This window comes from Pseudoduganella sp. LjRoot289 (assembly GCF_964252925.1).
GTDB lineage: Bacteria > Pseudomonadota > Gammaproteobacteria > Burkholderiales > Burkholderiaceae_D > Rugamonas.
The window spans coordinates 927,026-946,672 of record NZ_CAXUPN020000001.1; the positions used below are offsets into that span (position 1 = coordinate 927,026).

Sequence of the window (19,647 nt, forward strand, 5' to 3'; positions counted from 1 at the left end):
GCTGTAACAAGGCGCCCGTTCTTCTTTAGAATAGCGGCCTGGGTTCAACTATGGAAGGGCCACACTTTTGACCGAATTGACATTCAGCCTGGCGGCCGCGCGCGCGCTGCACCTGGCGGCGCAGGGCTTGTTGCAGCCGCGCCGCAGAAAAGCGCAGAAAGCCGACCTGCTGGAAACGATACGGCAGATGGGCGTGCTCCAGATCGACACCATCCACGTGGTCGCGCGCAGCCCCTACCTGGTGCTGTGGAGCCGCCTGGGGGACTACCCGCAGCCCTGGCTGGAGGAACTGCTGGCCGAGGGCGCGCTGTTCGAATACTGGGCGCACGAGGCTTGCTTTGTGCCGATCGAGGACTATGGCCTGTACCGGCACCGCATGAAAGACCCCGGCGCCATGGGCTGGAAATATTCCGAGACCTGGATGCTGGAGCGGCGCGCCGAGGTGGACGCGGTGCTGGCCCACATCCGCGACCAGGGCCCGGCGCGCTCGTCGGACTTCGAGCGCAGCGACGGCAAGGGCGGCGGCTGGTGGGAGTGGAAGCCCGAGAAGCGTTCGCTGGAGGTGTTGTTTACGTCCGGCCAGCTGATGATCGCGCGGCGCCACAATTTCCAGCGCGTGTACGACCTGGCGGAGCGCGTGCTGCCGGGTTGGGACGACAGCCGCATGCCCGCCATGGACGAAACGCGCCGCACGTTCGTGCTGAAAACCGTGAAGGCGCTGGGCCTGGCCAAGGCTTCCTGGATTGCCGACTATTTCCGCACCCGGCCGCCGCGCCTGGATCCGGAGTCGCTGGTGGCCGAGGGTGCGCTGCTGCGCGCCCGGGTGCAGGGCTGGGACGAGCCGGTCTACATCCATCCCGACCACGCCGCGCTGGCCGCCAGCGCCGCCAGCGGGTCGCTGACGGCCAGCGCCACCGTCATCCTGTCGCCGTTCGATCCGGTGGTGTGGGACCGCCGCCGCGCCCTGGAACTGTTCAATTTCGACTATCGGCTTGAATGCTACACGCCGGCCGAAAAGCGGCGCTATGGCTACTTCACGCTGCCCATCCTGCGCCGCGGGGCGCTGGTGGGCCGGGTGGACGCCAAGGCGCACCGGCGCGACGGCCTGTTCGAACTGAAATCGCTGGCGCTGGAGCCGGGGGCGCGCATCAGCGAGCGCTTCGCGCGCGATGTCGCGGCCGCGCTGCAGCGCTGCGCCAACTGGCACGGCTGCCCGAGGGTGCAGGTGGGCGTCACCGAGCCGGTTCATTTCGCCGGGGCGCTGCGCTCGGCGCTCGAAGGCCAGGCCAACGCGCAAGCGATGGAGGCCGCATGATGCTGCCCGCCGCCCCCGCCAGCGTGATCGGCATCGACGGACAGCCGCTGTTCGGGCGCTACGCCGGGCTGGCGCCCGGCTTCGACTGGAGCGCGCTGGCGCGCCCGCATGCGCGCAACCGCCTGTGGCGCCGCTTCCACCACAAGCGCTGGCACTACGTGGCCCTGGGCACGGACCAGGTGTTCTGCGCGGTGGCCATCGTGGACCTGGGCTGGATCAGCACCTGCTTCGCCTACGCCTTCGACCGCGACGACGGCGACATGCTGGCCAATTTTTCGCGGGACGGCCTGCCGGTGCTGTCGGCCCGCGTGGCCGCCCAGGCCAACGGCCGCAGCACCTTCAAGAGCAAGGACACCTACATCAATATGGAAGGCCTCGGGGAGGGGCGCTACCGGCTGGAGCTGGACTGCCCCTACCTGGCGATCGACGCCGAATTCGGCCCCGGCAATTCGCCGCTGCTGCTGGCCACCGGTCCGGTCAAGGACGGCTCGGTGCACGCCACGCAGAAGTCGTCCGGCATGCCGCTGACGGGCCAGGTGCGGCTGTGGCGCGGCGAATACGATTTGGCCGGCGGCGTGGCCAGTTTCGACTATTCGAACGGCCTGCTGGCACGCAATACGGCATGGCGCTGGGCTTCGGCGCATAATCTCGAGCTGGGTTTCAACCTGCAGGCGGGCTATTTCGGCGGCCACGAAAACGCGCTGTGGCTGGACGGCCAGGTGCATGCGCTGGCGCCCGCGCATTTCATCTACGACCAGGCCGACCCGCTGGGACGCTGGCACATCTTCACCGAAGACGATTTGCTGGAGCTGTTCTTCACCCCGGAGGGCGCGCGGCGGCAGAACAAGAACATGGTGGTGGCGGCCAGCCGCTATCTGCAGCCCATCGGCACCTTCACGGGCTGGGTGCGCAGCAGCGCGGACCAGCCCAAACGCATGGTGACGCAGCTGGTGGGCGTGACCGAGGATCACACTTCGCGCTGGTAGGCCCCGTTGGGCCGACGGCGAAAGGACGGGCGATGAGCATCAGGAATTTCAATAGTCTGTTCGACCCCGCTTCGGTGGCCGTGATCGGCGCCTCGCTGCGCCCCGGCAGCATAGGCGCCACTGTCCTGAACAATATGGCCGAAGGCGGCTACGCGGGCGCGCTGTGGCCGGTCAATCCCAAGTACGACGAACTGCTGGGCGTGCGCTGCTATGGCAAGGTGTCTGCCTTGCCGAAGGCGCCCGACCTGGCCATCATCTGCACGCCGCCGGCCACCGTGCCGGGGCTGATCGCGGAACTGGGCGCACGCGGTACGCGCGCCGCCGTGGTGCTGAGCAAGGGGCTGGACGACGTGACGTTCAGCGGCGGCAAGAGCGCGCGCCAGGCCATGCTGGAGGCGGCCAGGCCGCACCTGCTGCGCATCCTCGGGCCCGGCGGCGTAGGCCTGCTGGCGCCGGCCAGCGGCTTGAACGCCAGCCTGGCGCAGGGCGGCGCCAAGGCCGGCAAGATCGCCTTCATCTCGCAATCGGACGCGCTGATGTCGGCAGTGCTGGACTGGGCGCGGCTGCACGGCATCGGCTTTTCCAAATTCGCCTCGCTGGGCGAGCGCGCCGACATCGACCTGGGCGACCTGCTCGACTTCCTGGCCGACGACAGCGACACGGCGGCCATCCTGGTCTATATGGAAAACCTGGCCTGCGCGCGCAAATTCATGTCGGCCGCGCGGCTGGCGGCACGCGCCAAGCCGGTCATCGTGCTCAAGGCGGGGCGCGAGGCGAGCGACCTGGCTTACGACGCCGCCTTCCGCCGCGCGGGCATGCTGCGCGTGCATTCGACCGAAGACCTGTTCGACGCCGCCGAAACGCTGGCGCATGCGCGCGCATTGCGCGGCGAGCGGCTCGCCATCGCCGCCAACGGCGGGGCGCTGGCCACCATCGCCACCGACGCGCTGGCCTACGCGCGCGGCAAGCTGGCCACGCTGTCGCCGGACACGCTCAAACTGCTGCGGCATGAATTGCAGGGACTGGCCGGCGAGGCCGCGCGCCAGGCCGCTGTGCGGGCCGCAGCGCGGGCCGCACTGCCGCAGCGCCAGGGCGCGGCGCCATGCAATCCGCTCAACCTCGGCGGCGACGCCTCGCCGGAGCGCCACGCGGCCGTGCTGGAGGCCTTGCTGCGCGACCCGCAGGTGGACGCGGTGCTGCTGATCCACGCTCCGGCCGCCGGGGTGGACGCGGCCGGCGTCGCCGAGCTGCTGGCGCCGCTGGCGCGCGCGTCCGGCAAGAACGTGCTGTCGTGCTGGCTGGGCGGCGCCGCCGTGGCCGGGGCGCGCCGCATCTTCGCCGGCGCCGGCCTGCCGACCTACGACACGCCGGAGCAGGCGGTGCGCGGCTTCATGCAGATGGTGCAATACCGCCGTAACCAGGAGTTGTTGATGGAAGTGCCGGGCCAGTTGCCAGCCGGCGGCAAGCCGGAACGCGCCGCCGCGCGCGCCTTGGTCGCTGCGGCCATGGCCGAGGGGCGCAGCGCACTGGACGCCGCCGGGACGCGCGCCGTGCTGGCCGCCTACGGCGTGCGCATGCTGGAATCCGGCGCGCAAGCGGCCGCCGAGGCGCTGGCCGCCTCCCACGAACTTGCCATCGGCGTGCATGACGACCCCGTGTTCGGCCCGGTGATCAGCGTCGGGCCCGGCGGCGCGCAAGCCGGTACCGTCGCCGGCTTCGCGGCTGGCGGGCCGGACGGCGGCGCGGACGCCGGCGTGGAGGGCGGCGCCGTCGGCCTGCCGCCGCTGAACATGGTGCTGGCGCGCGACTTGCTGGAACGTAGCCACCTGGCGCGTGTGCTGGCCGGCTCGCGCCAGCGTCCGCCCGCCGACAGCGACGCCATCTGCCGCGCCCTGGTGCAGGTGTCCGACCTGGTGGCCGACACGTGCGAATTGGCCAGCCTCGGCATCAACCCGCTGCTGGCCGGCGCCGGCGGCGTGGCGGCGCTGGACGCCAGTATCACGCTCGGGCCGCCGCGCGCCAGTTTCCGGCTGGCCATCCGCGCCTATCCGCAAGAACTGGAGCAGGAGGTCGCATGGCGGGGCGGGCCGCTGGTGCTGCGTCCCATCCGCCCGGAAGACGGGCCGCAGCATGTCGAATTTTTTGCCAGGCTGCACCCGGACGACGTGCGCCTGCGTTTCTTTTCGGCCATGCGCGAATTGCAGCCGGCGCAGCTGGCACGCCTGACGCAAATCGATTACGACCGCGCCATGGCCTTCATTGCAACCCGCATCGGTGTCGATGGCAGGCCTGAAACACTAGGGGTAGTGCGTGCTGTTGCTGACCCCGACAATCAATGTGCTGAATTCGCAATTTTGGTGCGTTCGGACTTGAAGGGAATGGGTCTTGGCGCTATTCTGTTTGCAAAGCTGATCGATTATTTCCGCAGCCGAGGCACTGCGGCGATAGTCGGCGAAGCGTTGTCTGAGAATGGCGGTGTCCAGCAGCTGGTCCGACGCTTCGGCGGTTCGGTCAGTGCGTCGCAGGAGCCAGGGATGGCCAAGTTACTGCTCAATTTGCAAACTCAGGTGCAAACCCCGTCGTAACCGTTGTTGTTCCGCAAGTTGACCCATCAATACTGGAACGGTTTGTTCTATGTCAAAGTATTGGTCGTCGACCTTATTTACACTTTTACTTCCGCCTCGTCGCTTTTTGTGATCCTAGCTTGGAGTAAGAATGTTAACGGCCACATACACCTTGGTTGCTCTATCGGTCGAGCAAGCCAGCATACGCGTCAGTCTGCTATCGTTCCAGAAGTATGTGCAGTCCACGCTGCTGCACCAGAACAGCTTGACCTTGTCGCAGCTGGAGTTCGCGTGCGAGTCGCTGAACCGGCTGTACCAGGCTTGCCACTGGCGCAAAATCGAGATGTATCTGATACCGGCGATCCGCCAGGCCACCGAACAGGCCAACCAGCTGCTTGACGAGTTGAACCGCCTGAACGATGTGGCGCTGGGCGTGATCCGCTCGCTGCAGCAGCAAGTGTCGGATTCGAAGGACGAATCGGAACAGCGCGTGCAGGAAATCTGCGCCGGCATCGACGCGTTCTGCGACTCGCTGCTGAAGCGGCTGGACAAGGAAGAGAAGGAGTTGTTTGCGGTGGCCCGCACCGTGATCGGCGGCGAGTCCTGGTTCGCCATCGCCAACCAGTTCCTGCTGCACGACGCCAACGTGGCCGAGGCGCGCCGCTGCAAGGGCGGCCATTTGCACCTGGTCGAGGCGCCCGCCGTGAAAGCGAAAGCGGTTCACAGCGCCGAGGACGAGCTGCTGCCGGCACTGGCCGTGCTGCCGGTGGTGATGCCGGACGATGAGCTCGACACCAACATTCCCGTGTCCGAATATGAGCGTCCGCGCCGCCAGCGTCCGCCCAGCCGTGCATTGGCCGAATAGCTTTGCGATGGGCGGCAAAGTATTTCGTGATCCTTTGCTATCATGGTGGTTTTGACACAGCGATAGCCCATCATGTTCGAATTCCTCTTTAAGCGGCCTGAAGAAACGCCGAATGGCCAGCCGGCCAGCGCCGAGCAGGCCGCCGCCGCCGCGGCCGCATCTGCCCAGGCCGAACAGACCGCATCGCGCCGCGCCGCCCAAGCCGAGCGCGCCAAGGCGCTCGCTGACGACGAGGCCGCCGCTGTCGAACTGATACTGCAAAGCGAATTCGCCGACGTGCGGCTGGCCGCCGCGGCGCACGTGCTGTCGCAGCCGGCGCTGGAGAAGGTCCAGCAAGCCATGCGCAACACGGACCGCCGCGTGGCCAAGCTGATGCAGTCGCGCCTGGACGCGATCCGCCACCAGCAGGCCGAGCAGCGCCAGGCCATCGCCACCATTGCCACCGCGCGCAAGCTGCAAGCCGACGAGAAGCTGACGCCCAACCAGGTGGCCGAGCTGGACCGCATGTGGAAGGTGATCGCGCCCGCGCCCGAGCTGGCCGAGGAATTCGACGGCGTGCGCAGCGCGCTGGGCAAGCGGCTGGAGGATCAGGTGGCCCTGCAGCGCGCCGCGCTGGACGCCCTGGCCGCCGTGCGCCGCGTGGCGGCCGGCGATGCCGACGCCAGCCAGCTGGACGCGTTGGCCGAAGAGCACGCCCGTCACGTGGCGGCGCCCGAGAGCGGCGCCTTGCCGCGCAATCTGCTGGCCGACTTCGAAAGCGCCATGGCCGAGGCGCGCAGCAGTACCGCCGCCTTCGCGGCCCGCCGCGCAGCGCTGGCAGGCTGGCGCGAGGCCGACGCGGCGACGCTGAACGCGGACGAACTGAAACGCAGCTGGCAATCCCTGCCGCGCTTGCCCGGCAATGCGCAAGCCTCGGCTGTCCAGCAGGAATTCGACGCCTTGCTGGCCACCGTGCCGGCAGCCAGGCCGGCCGACGGCGGCCGTAAAGCGGGCCGCGACGGCGTCCAGGGCAACGGCGGCCGCGCAGGCGAGGGCGCAGGCCCGCGTAGCGGCGGGCGCGACGGCGCCTCCCGTGACCAGGGCGGCGCAGACGCCGGCGCCAATACCGGCGCCAATACCGACGCTAAATCCGGCGCCAATACTGGCACTGGCACTGGCACTGGCACTGGCGCCGGCGCCGACGGCATGCCGGGCGATGCCAGCCACGGCGGCGACGCTGTCGGCGCACGCGCCGCCGCGCCGGGCCGCAACGGCCATGGCCAGGCAGGCAGCCAGCAGGGCGAGCCGCGCACCGGCAAGCAGCGCGACTTGTCGCCTGCCGCACAGGAAGCGGCGCGCGAAGCGAACAAGCGCTTTGTGGCCGCGCTGGATGCGATGGAGGCCGCTTTGGCCGAGGGCCAGTTGCACATCGCCAACGATCACGACAAGGCATTGAAAGAGGCCAAGACCGGCCGCCTGACGCCGGCCCAGGCCGACCGCCTGGCGCACGTGCGCGCTGACCTGAAGCGCCTGGGCGACTGGGCGCGCTGGGGCGGCAATGTGTCGCGCGAGGAACTGGTCAAGGCGGTGGAAGACTTGCATGGCCAGCAGCTTGCCATGGCCGAACTGGCCAAAAAGGTCGGCAGCATGCGCGAACGCTGGAAAGCGCTCGACTCGGTGTCCGGCCCGGCGCCGAAAGGCCTGTGGGAGCGTTTCGACACCGCCTGCACCACGGCCTATGCGCCGGCGGCCGCCCACTTCAAGCACCTGGCCGACGAGCGCCACACCAACGCCGCCAAGGCGATGGCCATTATTGCGGAAGTGGACGCCCTGAAAGCCAAAACGGCAGGCCGGGCAACGGCCGCCGACCCATCGGATCCGAACGCGCAGCAGCATGGCCAGGCATCGGAAGCGAATGCGCCGGACTTCAAAGCGCTGGCAGCCGCCTCGCAGCGCCTGCGCCAAGCCTGGGGCCGCCTCGGCGCCATCGACCGCAAGGAAAAGAAGAAGCTTGACGCGGTTTTCGGGAAAGCCATGGACGCCATGCTGTCGCCGCTGGAGAACCAGCGCAGCATCGAAGTGGCATGCCGCGAACAGCTGATCGAGGAAACCGCCAAGCTCAATCCGGGCGACCGCCATACGCTGGAAACGCTGCGCATCCTGCAGGAGCGCTGGCAGGAGCACGCCAAGGCGCTGCCGCTGGAGCGCAAGCAGGAGCAAGCGCTGTGGCAACGTTTCCGCGCCGCCTGCGACGCCATCTTCGCCGCGCGCAAGGAATCGGCCCACGCCGCCGACCACGAGCGCCGCGCCCATCTGCAGGCGCGCGTAGCCATCTGCGAGCAGCTGGAGCAGGCCAGCTTTACCGGCGACGATAAAGCCCAGCAAGCCGCCATTGCCAAGACCTTGCGCGAGGCCGCCAGCGCCTGGCACGCGTCCGGCGTCGTGCCGCGCGCCAGCGAACAGAAAATCGAAGCGCGCTACAAGGCCGCCGTCGCCGCCGTGCAGGCGCAGGGCGATGCCATCCGCAAGCGCGCGGGCGCCGCGCAAGCGAACGCGCTGCGCGACAAGCTGCGCCTGGTGCAGGCGCTGGAAAGCGCGCTGGCCGGAGCCGCGCCGTCCCCTGCTGCGACCGCGCCGTCCGCCGGGCAGCCGGCCGCAACGGACGCCGCCGGCACCGGCGACGCCAACACGCCGAACGCCTCGGATGCCGCCGGCACGGCCGGCGCCGGCGCGATCGACATCGCCGACTGGGAGGCCCGCTGGCATGCCTTGCCCGCGTTGGCGGCGGAATACGAGCGCGCGCTGTTCGCGCGCTACTCTGCGGCCATGGCCGCGGCGGTCGATCCCGCCACGCGCGCCGGCTACGCGGCCCAGCTGGAAGGCGCCCGCGCCAAACTGCTGCAGGAAGTGCTGCGCCTGGAAATCGTGGCCGGCGTCGACAGCGGCGCCGAGTTCGCCCGCGACCGCCTGAAGATGCAGGTCGAAGTGCTGCAGTCGTCGCTCAAGTCCGGCCAGAAGCCGATGACGCAGGCGGCCCAGTTTGTCCAGCTGTGCGGCATGCCGGCGCTGGCGGACGCCCGCACGGCGACCCGCATCGAGCAACTGTTCCGCCGTATCGGAGCGGAAGCGAAATGAACCAGGTCAGAGTGCAGGCGGAGGACTTCGATGTCGCCGCCGAAGTGGCGCAACTGCGCGCCGGGAATGCCAAGGTCGGCGGTATAGTGAGCTTCGTCGGCACCGTGCGCGACCTGAACGATGGCGCCGACGTGGCGGAAATGGAACTCGAACACTATCCGGGCATGACGGAGCAATCCATCGAGGTCATCGTCGAGCAGGCCAAGGCACGCTGGCCGATCTACGGCGCGCTGGTGATCCACCGCATCGGCCCGCTCAAGCCGACCGAGCAGATCGTGCTGGTGGCGGTGACGTCGGCGCACCGCGGCGAAGCGTTCGCCGCCTGCGAATTCATCATCGACTACCTGAAGACCGAGGCGCCGTTCTGGAAGAAGGAGCAGACCCCGGACGGCGCGCGCTGGGTCGACGCCCGCGTCAGCGACGACGCGGCCTTGAAGAAATGGACGGTTTCTTGACCGGGATCAAGACGGCTCCTTGAAAACTGGTCGTGCAACCCAATTTGCAGCTTAGACCATTTCAGGAGCATTCCAAATGCGGCAAGATAAACTCACCACCAAACTGCAGGAAGCCCTGGCCGACGCGCAAAGCTTGGCCGTGGGCAATGACAACCCCTACATTGAACCGGTGCACCTGCTGGTCGCCCTGATCAACCAGGACGACGGCAGCGCGCGCTCGCTGCTGCAGCGCGCCGGCGTCAACGTCAACGCGCTGGGCAACGCGCTGAAGAGTTCGCTGGAGCGCCTGCCCAAGGTGTCCGGCACCAGCGGCGACGTGCAGGTCAGCCGTGAGCTGGTCGGCGTGCTGAACCTGTCCGACAAGGAGGCGCAGAAGCGCGGCGACCAGTTCGTCTCCAGCGAGATGATCCTGCTGGCGCTGGCCGACGACAAGTCCGACGCCGGCAAGCTGGCGCGTGAAAACGGCCTGACCCGCAAGGCGCTGGAGGCTGCCATCGACACCGTGCGCGGCGGCGGCAAGGTCGATTCGGCCGAAGCCGAGGGGCAGCGCGAGTCGCTCAAGAAGTACACGCTGGACCTGACCGAGCGCGCCCGCCAGGGCAAGCTGGACCCGGTGATCGGCCGCGACGACGAGATCCGCCGCGCGATCCAGGTGCTGCAGCGCCGCACCAAGAACAACCCGGTGCTGATCGGCGAACCGGGCGTGGGCAAGACCGCCATCGTCGAAGGCCTGGCGCAGCGCATCGTCAACAACGAGGTGCCGGACTCGCTGCGCGGCAAGCGCGTGCTGTCGCTGGACATGGCCGCGCTGCTGGCCGGCGCCAAGTTCCGCGGCGAATTCGAGGAGCGGCTGAAGTCGGTGCTCAAGGAGCTGGCGCAGGACGAGGGCCAGACCATCGTCTTCATCGACGAGCTGCACACCATGGTGGGCGCGGGCAAGGCCGAAGGCGCCATGGACGCGGGCAATATGCTCAAGCCGGCGCTGGCGCGCGGTGAGCTCCATTGCGTGGGCGCGACCACCCTGGACGAGTACCGCAAATACATCGAGAAGGACGCCGCGCTGGAGCGCCGCTTCCAGAAGATCCTGGTCGACGAGCCGACCGTGGAGGCCACCGTCGCCATCCTGCGCGGCCTGCAGGACAAGTACGAGCTGCACCACAAGGTGGCGATCACCGACGCGGCCATCATCGCGGCGGCCGAGCTGTCGCACCGCTATATCACGGACCGCTTCCTGCCCGACAAGGCGATCGACCTGATCGACGAGGCCGCGTCCAAGATCAAGATCGAGATCGATTCCAAGCCCGAGGTGATGGACAAGCTGGAACGCCGCCTGATCCAGCTCAAGATCGAGCGCGAAGCGGTCAAGAAGGAAAAGGACGAGGCCTCGCACCGCCGGCTGGACCTGATCGACGAGGAAATCGTCAAGCTGCAGCGCGAGTACAACGACTTCGAGGAAATCCTGAAGGCCGAGAAGGCCAATGTGCAGGGCACCACGCACATCAAGGAAGAGATCGAGCGCATCCGGCAGCAGATGGAGGAAGCCACGCGCGCCTCCAACTGGCAGCGCGTGTCCGAGCTGCAGTACGGCAAGCTGCCGGAGCTGGAAACGCTGCTCAAGCAGGCCGAATCGGCCGGCGCCGCGCCGGACAGCAAGGACAAGCCCAAGCTGCTGCGCACCCAGGTCGGCGCCGAGGAAATCGCCGAAGTGGTGTCGCGCGCGACCGGCATCCCCGTCTCGCGCATGATGCAGGGCGAGCGCGACAAGCTGCTGCACATCGAGGAGAAGCTGCACGAGCGCGTGGTGGGGCAGGATGAGGCCATCAACGCCGTGGCGGACGCCATCCGCCGCTCGCGCGCGGGCCTGGGCGATCCGAACCGTCCTTACGGTTCCTTCATGTTCCTGGGGCCGACCGGCGTCGGCAAGACCGAGCTGACCAAGGCGCTGGCTTCCTTCCTGTTCGACACCGAGGAGTCGATGATACGGCTCGACATGAGCGAATTCATGGAGAAGCATTCGGTGGCCCGCCTGATCGGCGCGCCGCCCGGCTACGTGGGCTACGACGAGGGCGGCTACCTGACCGAGGCGGTGCGCCGCAAACCGTACAGCGTGATCCTGCTCGACGAGGTGGAGAAGGCGCACCACGACGTGTTCAATGTGCTGCTGCAGGTGCTCGACGACGGCCGCATGACCGACGGCCAGGGCCGCACGGTGGACTTCAAGAACACCGTCATCGTGATGACGTCCAACCTGGGCTCGCAGAAGATCCAGGCCATGGAGGATTCCGATCCGGCGCTGGTCAAGCTGCAGGTGATGGCCGAGGTGCGTTCGCACTTCCGTCCGGAGTTCATCAACCGGATCGACGAGATCGTGGTGTTCCACGGCCTGGACGAGAAGAACATCGGTTCGATCGCGAAGATCCAGCTGCAGATCCTGGAGCAGCGCCTGGCGCGCATGGAAATGGGGCTGGAGGTCAGCGACAGCGCGCTGCAGAAGATCGCGGAGGCGGGCTACGACCCGGTGTACGGCGCGCGGCCGCTCAAGCGTGCGATCCAGCAGCGCATCGAGAATCCGCTGTCGCGGCTGATCCTCGAAGGGCGCTTCGGGCCGAAGGACACCATCCGCATTGCCGAGCGCAACGGCGCGCTGGTGTTCAGCGCCGGCGACAAGGAGGCGGTGGTGCAGTAAGCATCAGGGGCTGCGCCGGGCATCGCGCTCGGCGAAGTCCTCCACTTCATACCGCTCCAGGAATTTCCCCGGCACCGCCAGCTGGTCCAGGGTGCGCCGCACGTAGGCGCCCAGCGACTGGCGGGTGGTGCACTTCTGCCACATCGGATAGCGCCCGCATATGCGGTAGCCGTCCAGATACTCGATCTCGAAATCGCATTCGAAATAATCCTGCGGTCCGGCGGCCCAGCTGCGCAGCAGTTTGTCCGCCGACACGAAGGAGCCCAGGACCGCCGTGCTGCGCGCGCGTTCCTGGTGGATGCGTATCCTGGCTATGCCTACTTTTTCTTCTTGCATGTCACGCTCGCACAAGGTCGGTTATTGCAGCGGATTGGCGTCCCGCGGCGCGGCCGGCAGCAGGCCGGGGGGCAGGTCCAGGTAGAACACGGGCCGCAGGAAGCGGCTCACCGCCTGCGCGGCGGTGGCGCCGTTGTACATCGGCATGCGCCGGAAACTATTGACGTTGACGTGGCGCGCCATCCGTTCCAGCTGCGGCATCAGGCGCGCGGCCAGCGCGGTGTCGCCGTCGTCCATGTGCAGGCTGGCCACGAGTTGCCGGTCCAGCAGCGCCGCCACGTCCAGCATCTGGTCCGCGCTGGCGCACAGCACCAGCAGGCCGGCCGGGCCGGGCGGCTCGTCCAGCAGCGCGGGCCTTGCCAGCAGGGTGGCCGCGTCGACCTCCAGCTCGACGTGGGATTGCGCAGCGGCAGGCGGCGCGGCCATCCCGGGCAGCGCCGCCAAGCCTTCCACGATAGTCTCCCTTAAGTCGATATAGCCGTCGCCCTCGATCGCCACGACGATGCCGGGCTTGTAGATACCGTGCGCCATGCCGCGTCCCAGCTGCTTCAGCAATTGCTGGCCCAGGTACTCGGCGCGCGCGTTGAGCGCCTGCGGCAGGATGAAAACCGGATTGCTGCTGGCCAGGTCGAGCATGACGGCGATCGGTTCGCTGCGTTCCAGGCTGCGGCGCATCAGTTGCAAGCCCTGTTCGCGGCTGCCGCTAAAGGTGGCCGCCTTGATGTCCGGATGGGTGATCAGCGCGTCCCGGCTGCCGGGAGCGTCTTGCAGCAGGGCGTAGATGCCGTCGGGCAGCCCGGCGCAGCGCAGCGCCGCTGCCACTGCCCGGGCCAGCAGGGCGCAGCAGCCGGCCTGGATGGCGTTGCCGAGCACCAGCACCGGGCAGCCCGCTGCCAGCGCGGCGATCACGTCGGCACTGACCGCCGCGTAGACCGCTGCCGCGCCCGAAACGGGGCCCGCGCCGAGGACGGCTACCGGGCCGAGCGCAATATGCCTGTGGCGCATGCTCTGCTCCGGCGGCGCGGATGCCAGCGCCGTGTCCAGCCAGTGGCTGCGGCGCAAGGCCGCGCAGAATGCGCTGAGCTGCTGTAGTGTTGAACGATGTTCAAGCGTCACGGCATCGGCGCCTACACCGGTGCCGGTGCCGGTGCCGGCGGTGGCCTGGCGTGCCACGCTGGCGCCGGCGGCGTCCAGGTGGAAGGAGATCAGTTCGAGCAGGTGGCAGCGCATCGCCACGCTGCTTTGGCGAAACGTCGCTGCGGCGGCTTGCGCGCGCCGCGCGGCGCTGTCTAGGCGAGCCCACGCATCGCGGGAAAGTACTGCTGCTGTGGAAATAGGTTTATTCACAAAGGCTGGCCGTTGTTGGTATGAGGGCGCACAAATATTGTAAAAACTATTCCACGCTGCGCATAACTAATTCTTGTAAATTCGGCGTGTTTGTCCTTAAGGGATAGGCGCCGCCACCACCGACGGCAGGCCGGCGATTCCCGGTGGGGGCTGCTCAGCCGCCCTCTGCGAAGAACGCCGAGGGCGTGGTACCGAAGGTCTTCTTGAACATGGCGGAGAACGCCGACTGGCTGGCATACCCCAGTTGTTCGGCCACCTGCGCCAACGGCAGCCCGCGCGCGATCAGCGGCGCGGCATGCGCCAGCCTGACCTGCTGCCGCCACTGTCCGAACGTCAGCCCCAGTTCGCGCTCGAACAGCCGCGCCAGCGTGCGCTCGGATGCGCCTACCTGCTGCGCCCAATGCCCCAGCGTCTGCGGCGACCCCGGCTCATCTATCAGCGAGGCGCACAGCATTTTCAAGCGCTTGTCCTCGGGCAGCGGCACGCGGATCGGCCGCGTGGCCGAACGCGCCAGTTCGTCGAGTATCAGTTCCGCCAGCAGGGGCTCGCGCGCCGGTGCCAGGCGCCGGTCCAGCCGCGCCAGCGCCACGATCAGCTCGCGCAGCAGGCTGGACACCTCCAGCACCTTGCACTCGGTTCCGGCGAACGGCGCGCGTTCGGCCAGCACGCAGAGCGGCCGCAACCGCGCCGTTTCCAGCACCGTCACCTCGTGCACCACGTGCGGCGCGATCCAGATCGCCCGCAATGGCGGCACGATCCAGCTACTGTTGTTGGCCGTCACCCGCAGCACGCCTTCGAGCGCGAACGTCACCTGGCCCCAGGGATGGTCGTGCGCCCGCAGGAACTCGGCCGCCTGCAGGTCGCGCGCGGTCATGGTCACCGGCCGGACGGACGTCGGCACGTCGCGCGGGTGGCTGATGCTGGTATGGGTGAGGATGGGGACGGGCATGCTGCGCCTTGGCAGAATTGCGATAAATTATGTCGGTCTATCTTAAACCAGTCGACACCGGATTGCTACACTGTGTCATCGCACCCACACAACCGGAGTAAGCATGAGCACAGCAACCCTGCGGCAAGACGCGCGCGTGATCGGGCTGGTCGGCTTCGCGCACGGCACCTCGCACTTCTACCACCTGATCCTGGCCGCGCTGTTCCCGTGGCTGAAGCCTGAATTCAATCTGTCGTACGCCGAACTGGGCCTGCTGATGACGGTGTTCTTTGTCGTCTCCGGCATCGGCCAGGCGCTGGCGGGCTTCGTGGTGGACCGTTTCGGCGCGCGCGCCGTGCTGTGCTCGGGCATCGGGCTGCTGGGTGTATCGGCGCTGGCGCTGGCCGCCGCGCCCAATTACACCATGCTGCTGGCGGGCGCCATGCTGGCCGGCGTCGGCAACAGCGTGTTCCATCCGGCCGACTACACGCTGCTGAACCAGCGCGTATCCAAGGCGCGGCTGGCGCATGGTTTCTCGGTGCATGGCATCAGCGGCAACATCGGCTGGGCGCTGTCGCCCATCTTCATGACCTTCGTCACCACCATGGCGGGCTGGCGCACCGCGCTGCTGTGCGCGGCCGCCTTGCCCTTCATCGTGCTGGGCGTGCTGTTCCTGAACCGCCATGCGCTGCGGCCCGACCCCATCGTGCGGGCACCCGGTGCGCCCGGCCAGCCTGCGGGCGGCTCGCTGGCCTTCCTCGGCCTGAAGTCGGTGTGGATGTGCTTCGCCTTCTTCTTCATCACGGCGCTGGCGCTGGGCGGCATCCAAAGTTTCGCTTCCACCGCGCTGGTGTCGCTGTACGGCATGTCGCTGGCATTGGCCACGTCCGCCTACACTGCCTATATGGCGGCGTCGGCGGCGGGCATGGCGCTCGGCGGCTTCCTCGGCGCCCGCAGCCAGGACCACGACCGCACCATCATGCTTGCCTTCGGCAGCGCCGCCGCCCTGGCCATCCTGCTGGCGCTGGCTGTGGTGCCGGCCTGGATGGCGCTGGTGCTGATGGGCGCAATCGGCTTCGCGTCCGGCATCGCCGGCCCGTCGCGCGACCTGCTGATACGCGCCGCCGCGCCGCCCAACGCCACCGGACGGGTATTCGGCGTCGTGTATTCCGGGCTGGACAGCGGCCTGTCGGTCGGCCCGCTCATCTTCGGCGCGATGATGGATGCCCATCATCCATCCTGGATCTTCGTCTTCATCGGCGTGTTCCAGGCGCTGGCGATCGCGACTGCGGTGGGGGTGGGCAGCAATACCCGGGCGTTGCGCCTGCAGAAAGCTTAGAATCTTCCTTATTTGACAATTTCCAAGGAGATCGTATGCACTTTGCCACCACCGATATCTGCGACGACAACGCCGCGTTGCTGGAAGACGGCACCCTGGCGGTACTGCCGCCGGTGTTTTTGCATTACGGCCAGCACAAGAAATTCAGCGGCCGTGCCAGCACGCTGAAAGTGTTTGAAGACAATGCGCTGGTGCGCAGCGTTCTGGAAACGCCCGGCAACGGCAATGTGCTGGTGATAGACGGCGGCGGCAGCATGCGCCGCGCGCTGGTCGGCGGACAGCTCGGCCTGCTGGCGCAGAACAACGGCTGGGCCGGCATCGTGGTCTACGGCTGCATCCGCGACTGCGACGAAATCAATGCCTGCGCCGTGGGCGTGCGCGCACTGGGCGCGCATCCGCAAAAGAGCGCGAAGCAGGGCGTGGGCGAGCGTGACGTGCGCGTGCTGATAGCCGGCGTGCCGGTTGCGGCGGGCGACTGGATCTACGCCGACGCCGACGGCGTGCTGGTCGCGAAGAAACAGCTGGTCTAAAGAAAAAGGCCGCACACGTTGAGGCAACGGTGCGGCCGATTCGTTCACATCCTCTGACCGGCCAGCGGTGGGAACGGGCCTAGCCCCACGCCGTTAAACCGGATACCGCTTTCAGCGTCGACATCATCCGGTTCCACGCGGCGCCAGGCTGCTGTGGTTTTTATCGTGTCTTTACTTTAGCAGACCCTTCCCAATAGTCACATAGTATTTTCTGACGATAACTTACATTTCAATTTAGAAAGTCAGTTGTGCTGAAAGTACTATTTCGACCGTTTTTCACTTAGCGAAAACATTGTTTCACCATGCGGAATGCTCTGCGGCCATGCCGCATGGCAGCCCTTCCAGAGGGAGAAATTTCGTTCCGTAACATGAAAAATTATTTCCAAGTTATTGATAATAAACGGTTTAAAACTACTCATATGTCTTATATAAGACTATTGGTGCGCTGAACAATACAGCCTATTATGTGTTTAACGGATTTCACTTTCATCTAGACCACATCATAGGAGAACACCATGGCAGCTCGTGAACAGCAAGTGGCTGAACTGCAAAAGGATTGGGACAGCAATCCGCGCTGGAAGAGTGTGACGCGCACTTACTCGGCGGCGGACGTGGTCCGTCTGCGGGGATCGCTGAGGATAGAGCACACGCTGGCCCAGCGCGGTGCGGAGAAACTGTGGAAGCTGCTCGGCGACGAGCCCTTCGTCAACGCCTTGGGCGCGCTGACCGGCAACCAGGCCATGCAGCAGGTGAAGGCCGGCCTCAAGGCCATTTATTTGTCCGGCTGGCAGGTCGCCGGCGACGCCAACCTGGCAGGCGAGATGTACCCGGACCAGTCGCTGTATCCGGCCAATTCGGTGCCGACGGTGGTGCGCCGCATCAACAACACCTTCCAGCGCGCCGACCAGATCCAGTGGTCCGAGGGCAAGGACGACATCGACTACTTCGCACCCATCGTTGCCGACGCGGAAGCCGGCTTCGGCGGCGTGCTGAACGCCTATGAACTGATGAAATCCATGATAGAGGCGGGCGCCGCCGGCGTGCACTTCGAGGACCAGTTGGCATCCGTCAAAAAATGCGGCCACATGGGCGGCAAGGTGCTGGTGCCGACCCGGGAAGCGGTCGAGAAGCTGTCGGCGGCCCGTCTGGCGGCCGACGTGATGGGCACGTCCACCCTGGTGATCGCGCGCACCGACGCGGAAGCTGCCGATCTGCTGACCTCGGATGTGGACCCTAACGACAGGGCTTTCTGCACCGGCGAGCGCACCGTGGAAGGCTTCTACAAAGTCCGCCCCGGCCTGGACCAGGCCATCTCGCGCGCCCTGGCCTACGCGCCGTTCGCCGACCTGGTCTGGTGCGAGACCGGCAAGCCGGACCTGGTTTTCGCCAAGCAGTTCGCCGAAGCCGTGCACGCGAAATTCCCCGGCAAGATGCTGGCCTATAACTGCTCGCCGTCGTTCAACTGGAAGAAAAACCTGGACGATGCCACCATCGCCAAGTTTCAGAAAGAACTGGGCGCCATGGGCTACAAGTTCCAGTTCATCACGCTGGCCGGCTTCCACTCGCTGAACTACGGCATGTTCAACCTGGCGCATGGCTATGCCCGGCGCCAGATGCCGGCCTTCGTGGAACTGCAGGAAGCCGAATTCGCCGCCGCCGAAAAGGGCTTCACCGCCGTGAAGCACCAGCGCGAAGTGGGTACCGGCTACTTCGACGCGGTGACCCAGGCCATCCAGCAGGGCCAGAGCTCGACCACCGCGCTGCACGGTTCGACCGAAGACGAGCAATTCTTCGGCGAGGCCAAAAAAGTGGCGTAGGAACAGCCCGGGCGGGCCGCGTGCCCGCCCATTCCGGAGCGGCGGTTTCCTTAGGTATAATGCACCCTTGCAGCATCCATCTTTAAGGAAATACCCCCTATGTTCAGTTACCGCCACGCCTTCCACGCCGGCAACCACGCCGACGTGCTCAAGCATTTCGTGTTGATCCAGCTGCTTCAGTACATGAACCAGAAAGAAGCCGCCTACAGCTATATCGACACCCATGCCGGAGCGGGCGTGTACGCGCTGGACGGCAACTTCGCCTCCAAGAACGCCGAGTATGAAACCGGCATCGGCCCGCTGTGGGAGCGCACCGACATGCCGGCCTCGCTGGCGGAGTACGTGGAACTGATCAAGGGCATGAATCCGAGCGGCAAGATGCGCTACTACCCGGGTTCGCCCTACTGCGCCGACCAGGTGGCGCGCGAGCACGACCGCCTGCGCCTGTACGAGCTGCACCCGGCCGACTCCAAGATCCTGACCGACAACTTCCGCAAGCTCGACGAGCACAAGGCGGCGCAAGGCATCCGCTCCTCCGTGCGCGGCAAGCGCGTGCTGGTGACGCGCGGCGACGGCTTCCATGAGCTGAAGGGCCTGCTGCCGCCGCCGTCGCGCCGCGCGGTCGTGCTGTGCGATCCGCCGTACGAGGACAAGCAGGATTACCGCAAGGTGGTCGAGATGCTGAACGATGCCACCAAGCGTTTCCCGGCCGGCACCTACGCCATCTGGTATCCCATCCTGCAGCGTATCGAGGCGCGCAATTTCGCCGAGCGCATGAAGCACATCAAGGGCACCGAGTGGCTGAATGTCACGCTGACCATACGCACGCCGGGCCCGGACGGTTTCGGCGGCCTGCACAGCAGCGGCATGTTCATCGTCAACCCGCCCTACACGCTGGAGGCGACGCTGAAAGAAGTGATGCCCTACCTGGTGGAAGTGCTGGGCGAGGACGCCGGCGCCAGCTTCGTGCTCGAGTCCGGCACGGCCGCCACCGCGCCGCGCGCCGGCTCGCTGGCGCAGACCGAAAGCAATCCGCGCGGCGGCCTGCGCGCGCCGATTTCGCCGCGCGCCATCGGCCCCGGCGGCAGCCTGCGCGGCAACAATGCGCCGACCGCGCCGCGCGGCAGCCTGCGCACCTCGTCGCGTCCCGGCACGCCCGGCGCGGCGGCTGGCAGCGGCCGTCCGGGCTCGCCCGGCGCCAGCTACAACCGCCCGGCAGGGGCCAAGCCGGTAGCCAAGCTGGGCACGGACGGTCCGCGCACGAGCACGCCGCGCAACACCAAACCCAAGCGCCCATAATCTGTGTAAATTAATGTTGTCAAGACTCTATCGATGGGTATAGTCTTACAATAACAATCGCAGATT

At 67.0% G+C, this 19,647-nt stretch carries 14 protein-coding genes; 11 read left to right on the forward strand and 3 right to left on the reverse strand.

The features are described 5' to 3' along the window. Window positions 1-67: 67 nt before the first annotated feature. From ACSQ8Y_RS04155 to clpB, 7 genes are all read left to right on the forward strand, one after another. The gene (locus tag ACSQ8Y_RS04155) at window positions 68-1,315 is read left to right on the forward strand and encodes a winged helix-turn-helix domain-containing protein (RefSeq protein ID WP_436265195.1); all 1,248 of its coding nucleotides are present in this window, start codon (window positions 68-70) and stop codon (window positions 1,313-1,315) included. Next, window positions 1,312-2,301, forward strand: a complete 990-nt coding sequence (locus ACSQ8Y_RS04160) for a DUF2804 domain-containing protein (protein WP_436265196.1) — start codon at window positions 1,312-1,314, stop codon at window positions 2,299-2,301. Before ACSQ8Y_RS04155 ends, ACSQ8Y_RS04160 begins: the two co-directional genes overlap by 4 nt. 32 nt (window positions 2,302-2,333) lie before the next feature. After that, a complete protein-coding gene (locus ACSQ8Y_RS04165) occupies window positions 2,334-4,886 on the forward strand; it encodes a bifunctional acetate--CoA ligase family protein/GNAT family N-acetyltransferase (RefSeq protein WP_436265197.1) in 2,553 nt (850 codons plus the stop codon). 130 nt (window positions 4,887-5,016) lie between these two features. Further along, window positions 5,017-5,730: a hemerythrin domain-containing protein gene (locus ACSQ8Y_RS04170; protein ID WP_436265198.1), complete on the forward strand. Its 714-nt coding sequence runs from the start codon at window positions 5,017-5,019 to the stop codon at window positions 5,728-5,730. Window positions 5,731-5,802: 72 nt separating this feature from the next. After that, window positions 5,803-8,844: a DUF349 domain-containing protein gene (locus ACSQ8Y_RS04175; protein ID WP_436265199.1), complete on the forward strand. Its 3,042-nt coding sequence runs from the start codon at window positions 5,803-5,805 to the stop codon at window positions 8,842-8,844. Next, a complete protein-coding gene (moaE, locus tag ACSQ8Y_RS04180) occupies window positions 8,841-9,299 on the forward strand; it encodes a molybdopterin synthase catalytic subunit MoaE (protein WP_436265200.1) in 459 nt (152 codons plus the stop codon). Before ACSQ8Y_RS04175 ends, moaE begins: the two co-directional genes overlap by 4 nt. A gap of 76 nt (window positions 9,300-9,375) precedes the next feature. Then, entirely contained in the window at window positions 9,376-11,985 is a 2,610-nt protein-coding gene (clpB, locus tag ACSQ8Y_RS04185; RefSeq protein ID WP_436265201.1) for an ATP-dependent chaperone ClpB, read from the forward strand. A gap of 3 nt (window positions 11,986-11,988) precedes the next feature. On the opposite strand, the gene ACSQ8Y_RS04190 is transcribed toward clpB, so the two are convergent. From ACSQ8Y_RS04190 to ACSQ8Y_RS04200, 3 genes are all read right to left on the reverse strand, one after another. Further along, window positions 11,989-12,321 (reverse strand): hypothetical protein, encoded by a 333-nt coding sequence (locus tag ACSQ8Y_RS04190; protein WP_436265202.1) that lies wholly within the window; start codon window positions 12,319-12,321, stop codon window positions 11,989-11,991. Between the two features lie 21 nt (window positions 12,322-12,342). Next, window positions 12,343-13,668, reverse strand: coding sequence for an aldehyde dehydrogenase family protein (locus tag ACSQ8Y_RS04195; protein ID WP_436265203.1), 1,326 nt, complete (start codon window positions 13,666-13,668; stop codon window positions 12,343-12,345). A 154-nt stretch (window positions 13,669-13,822) separates the two neighbouring features. Further along, window positions 13,823-14,617 carry an AraC family transcriptional regulator gene (locus tag ACSQ8Y_RS04200; protein ID WP_436265204.1) on the reverse strand — a complete coding sequence of 265 codons (795 nt, stop codon included), beginning with the start codon at window positions 14,615-14,617 and terminating at the stop codon, window positions 13,823-13,825. 103 nt (window positions 14,618-14,720) lie between these two features. Here ACSQ8Y_RS04200 and ACSQ8Y_RS04205 point away from each other — a divergent pair, with 103 nt between their 5' ends. The 4 genes from ACSQ8Y_RS04205 (at window position 14,721) to ACSQ8Y_RS04220 (ending at window position 19,581) form a co-directional block, all read left to right on the forward strand. Next, on the forward strand, window positions 14,721-15,935 hold the full coding sequence (locus tag ACSQ8Y_RS04205) for an MFS transporter (RefSeq protein WP_436265205.1): 1,215 nt from the start codon (window positions 14,721-14,723) through the stop codon (window positions 15,933-15,935). Between the two features lie 35 nt (window positions 15,936-15,970). Beyond that, window positions 15,971-16,465: a ribonuclease E activity regulator RraA gene (gene rraA / locus ACSQ8Y_RS04210; protein WP_436265206.1), complete on the forward strand. Its 495-nt coding sequence runs from the start codon at window positions 15,971-15,973 to the stop codon at window positions 16,463-16,465. A 515-nt stretch (window positions 16,466-16,980) separates the two neighbouring features. Continuing rightward, window positions 16,981-18,282: an isocitrate lyase gene (gene aceA / locus ACSQ8Y_RS04215; protein ID WP_436265207.1), complete on the forward strand. Its 1,302-nt coding sequence runs from the start codon at window positions 16,981-16,983 to the stop codon at window positions 18,280-18,282. Window positions 18,283-18,381: 99 nt separating this feature from the next. Next, window positions 18,382-19,581, forward strand: a complete 1,200-nt coding sequence (locus ACSQ8Y_RS04220; RefSeq protein WP_436265208.1) for a 23S rRNA (adenine(2030)-N(6))-methyltransferase RlmJ — start codon at window positions 18,382-18,384, stop codon at window positions 19,579-19,581. The last annotated feature ends 66 nt before the right edge of the window (window positions 19,582-19,647 follow it).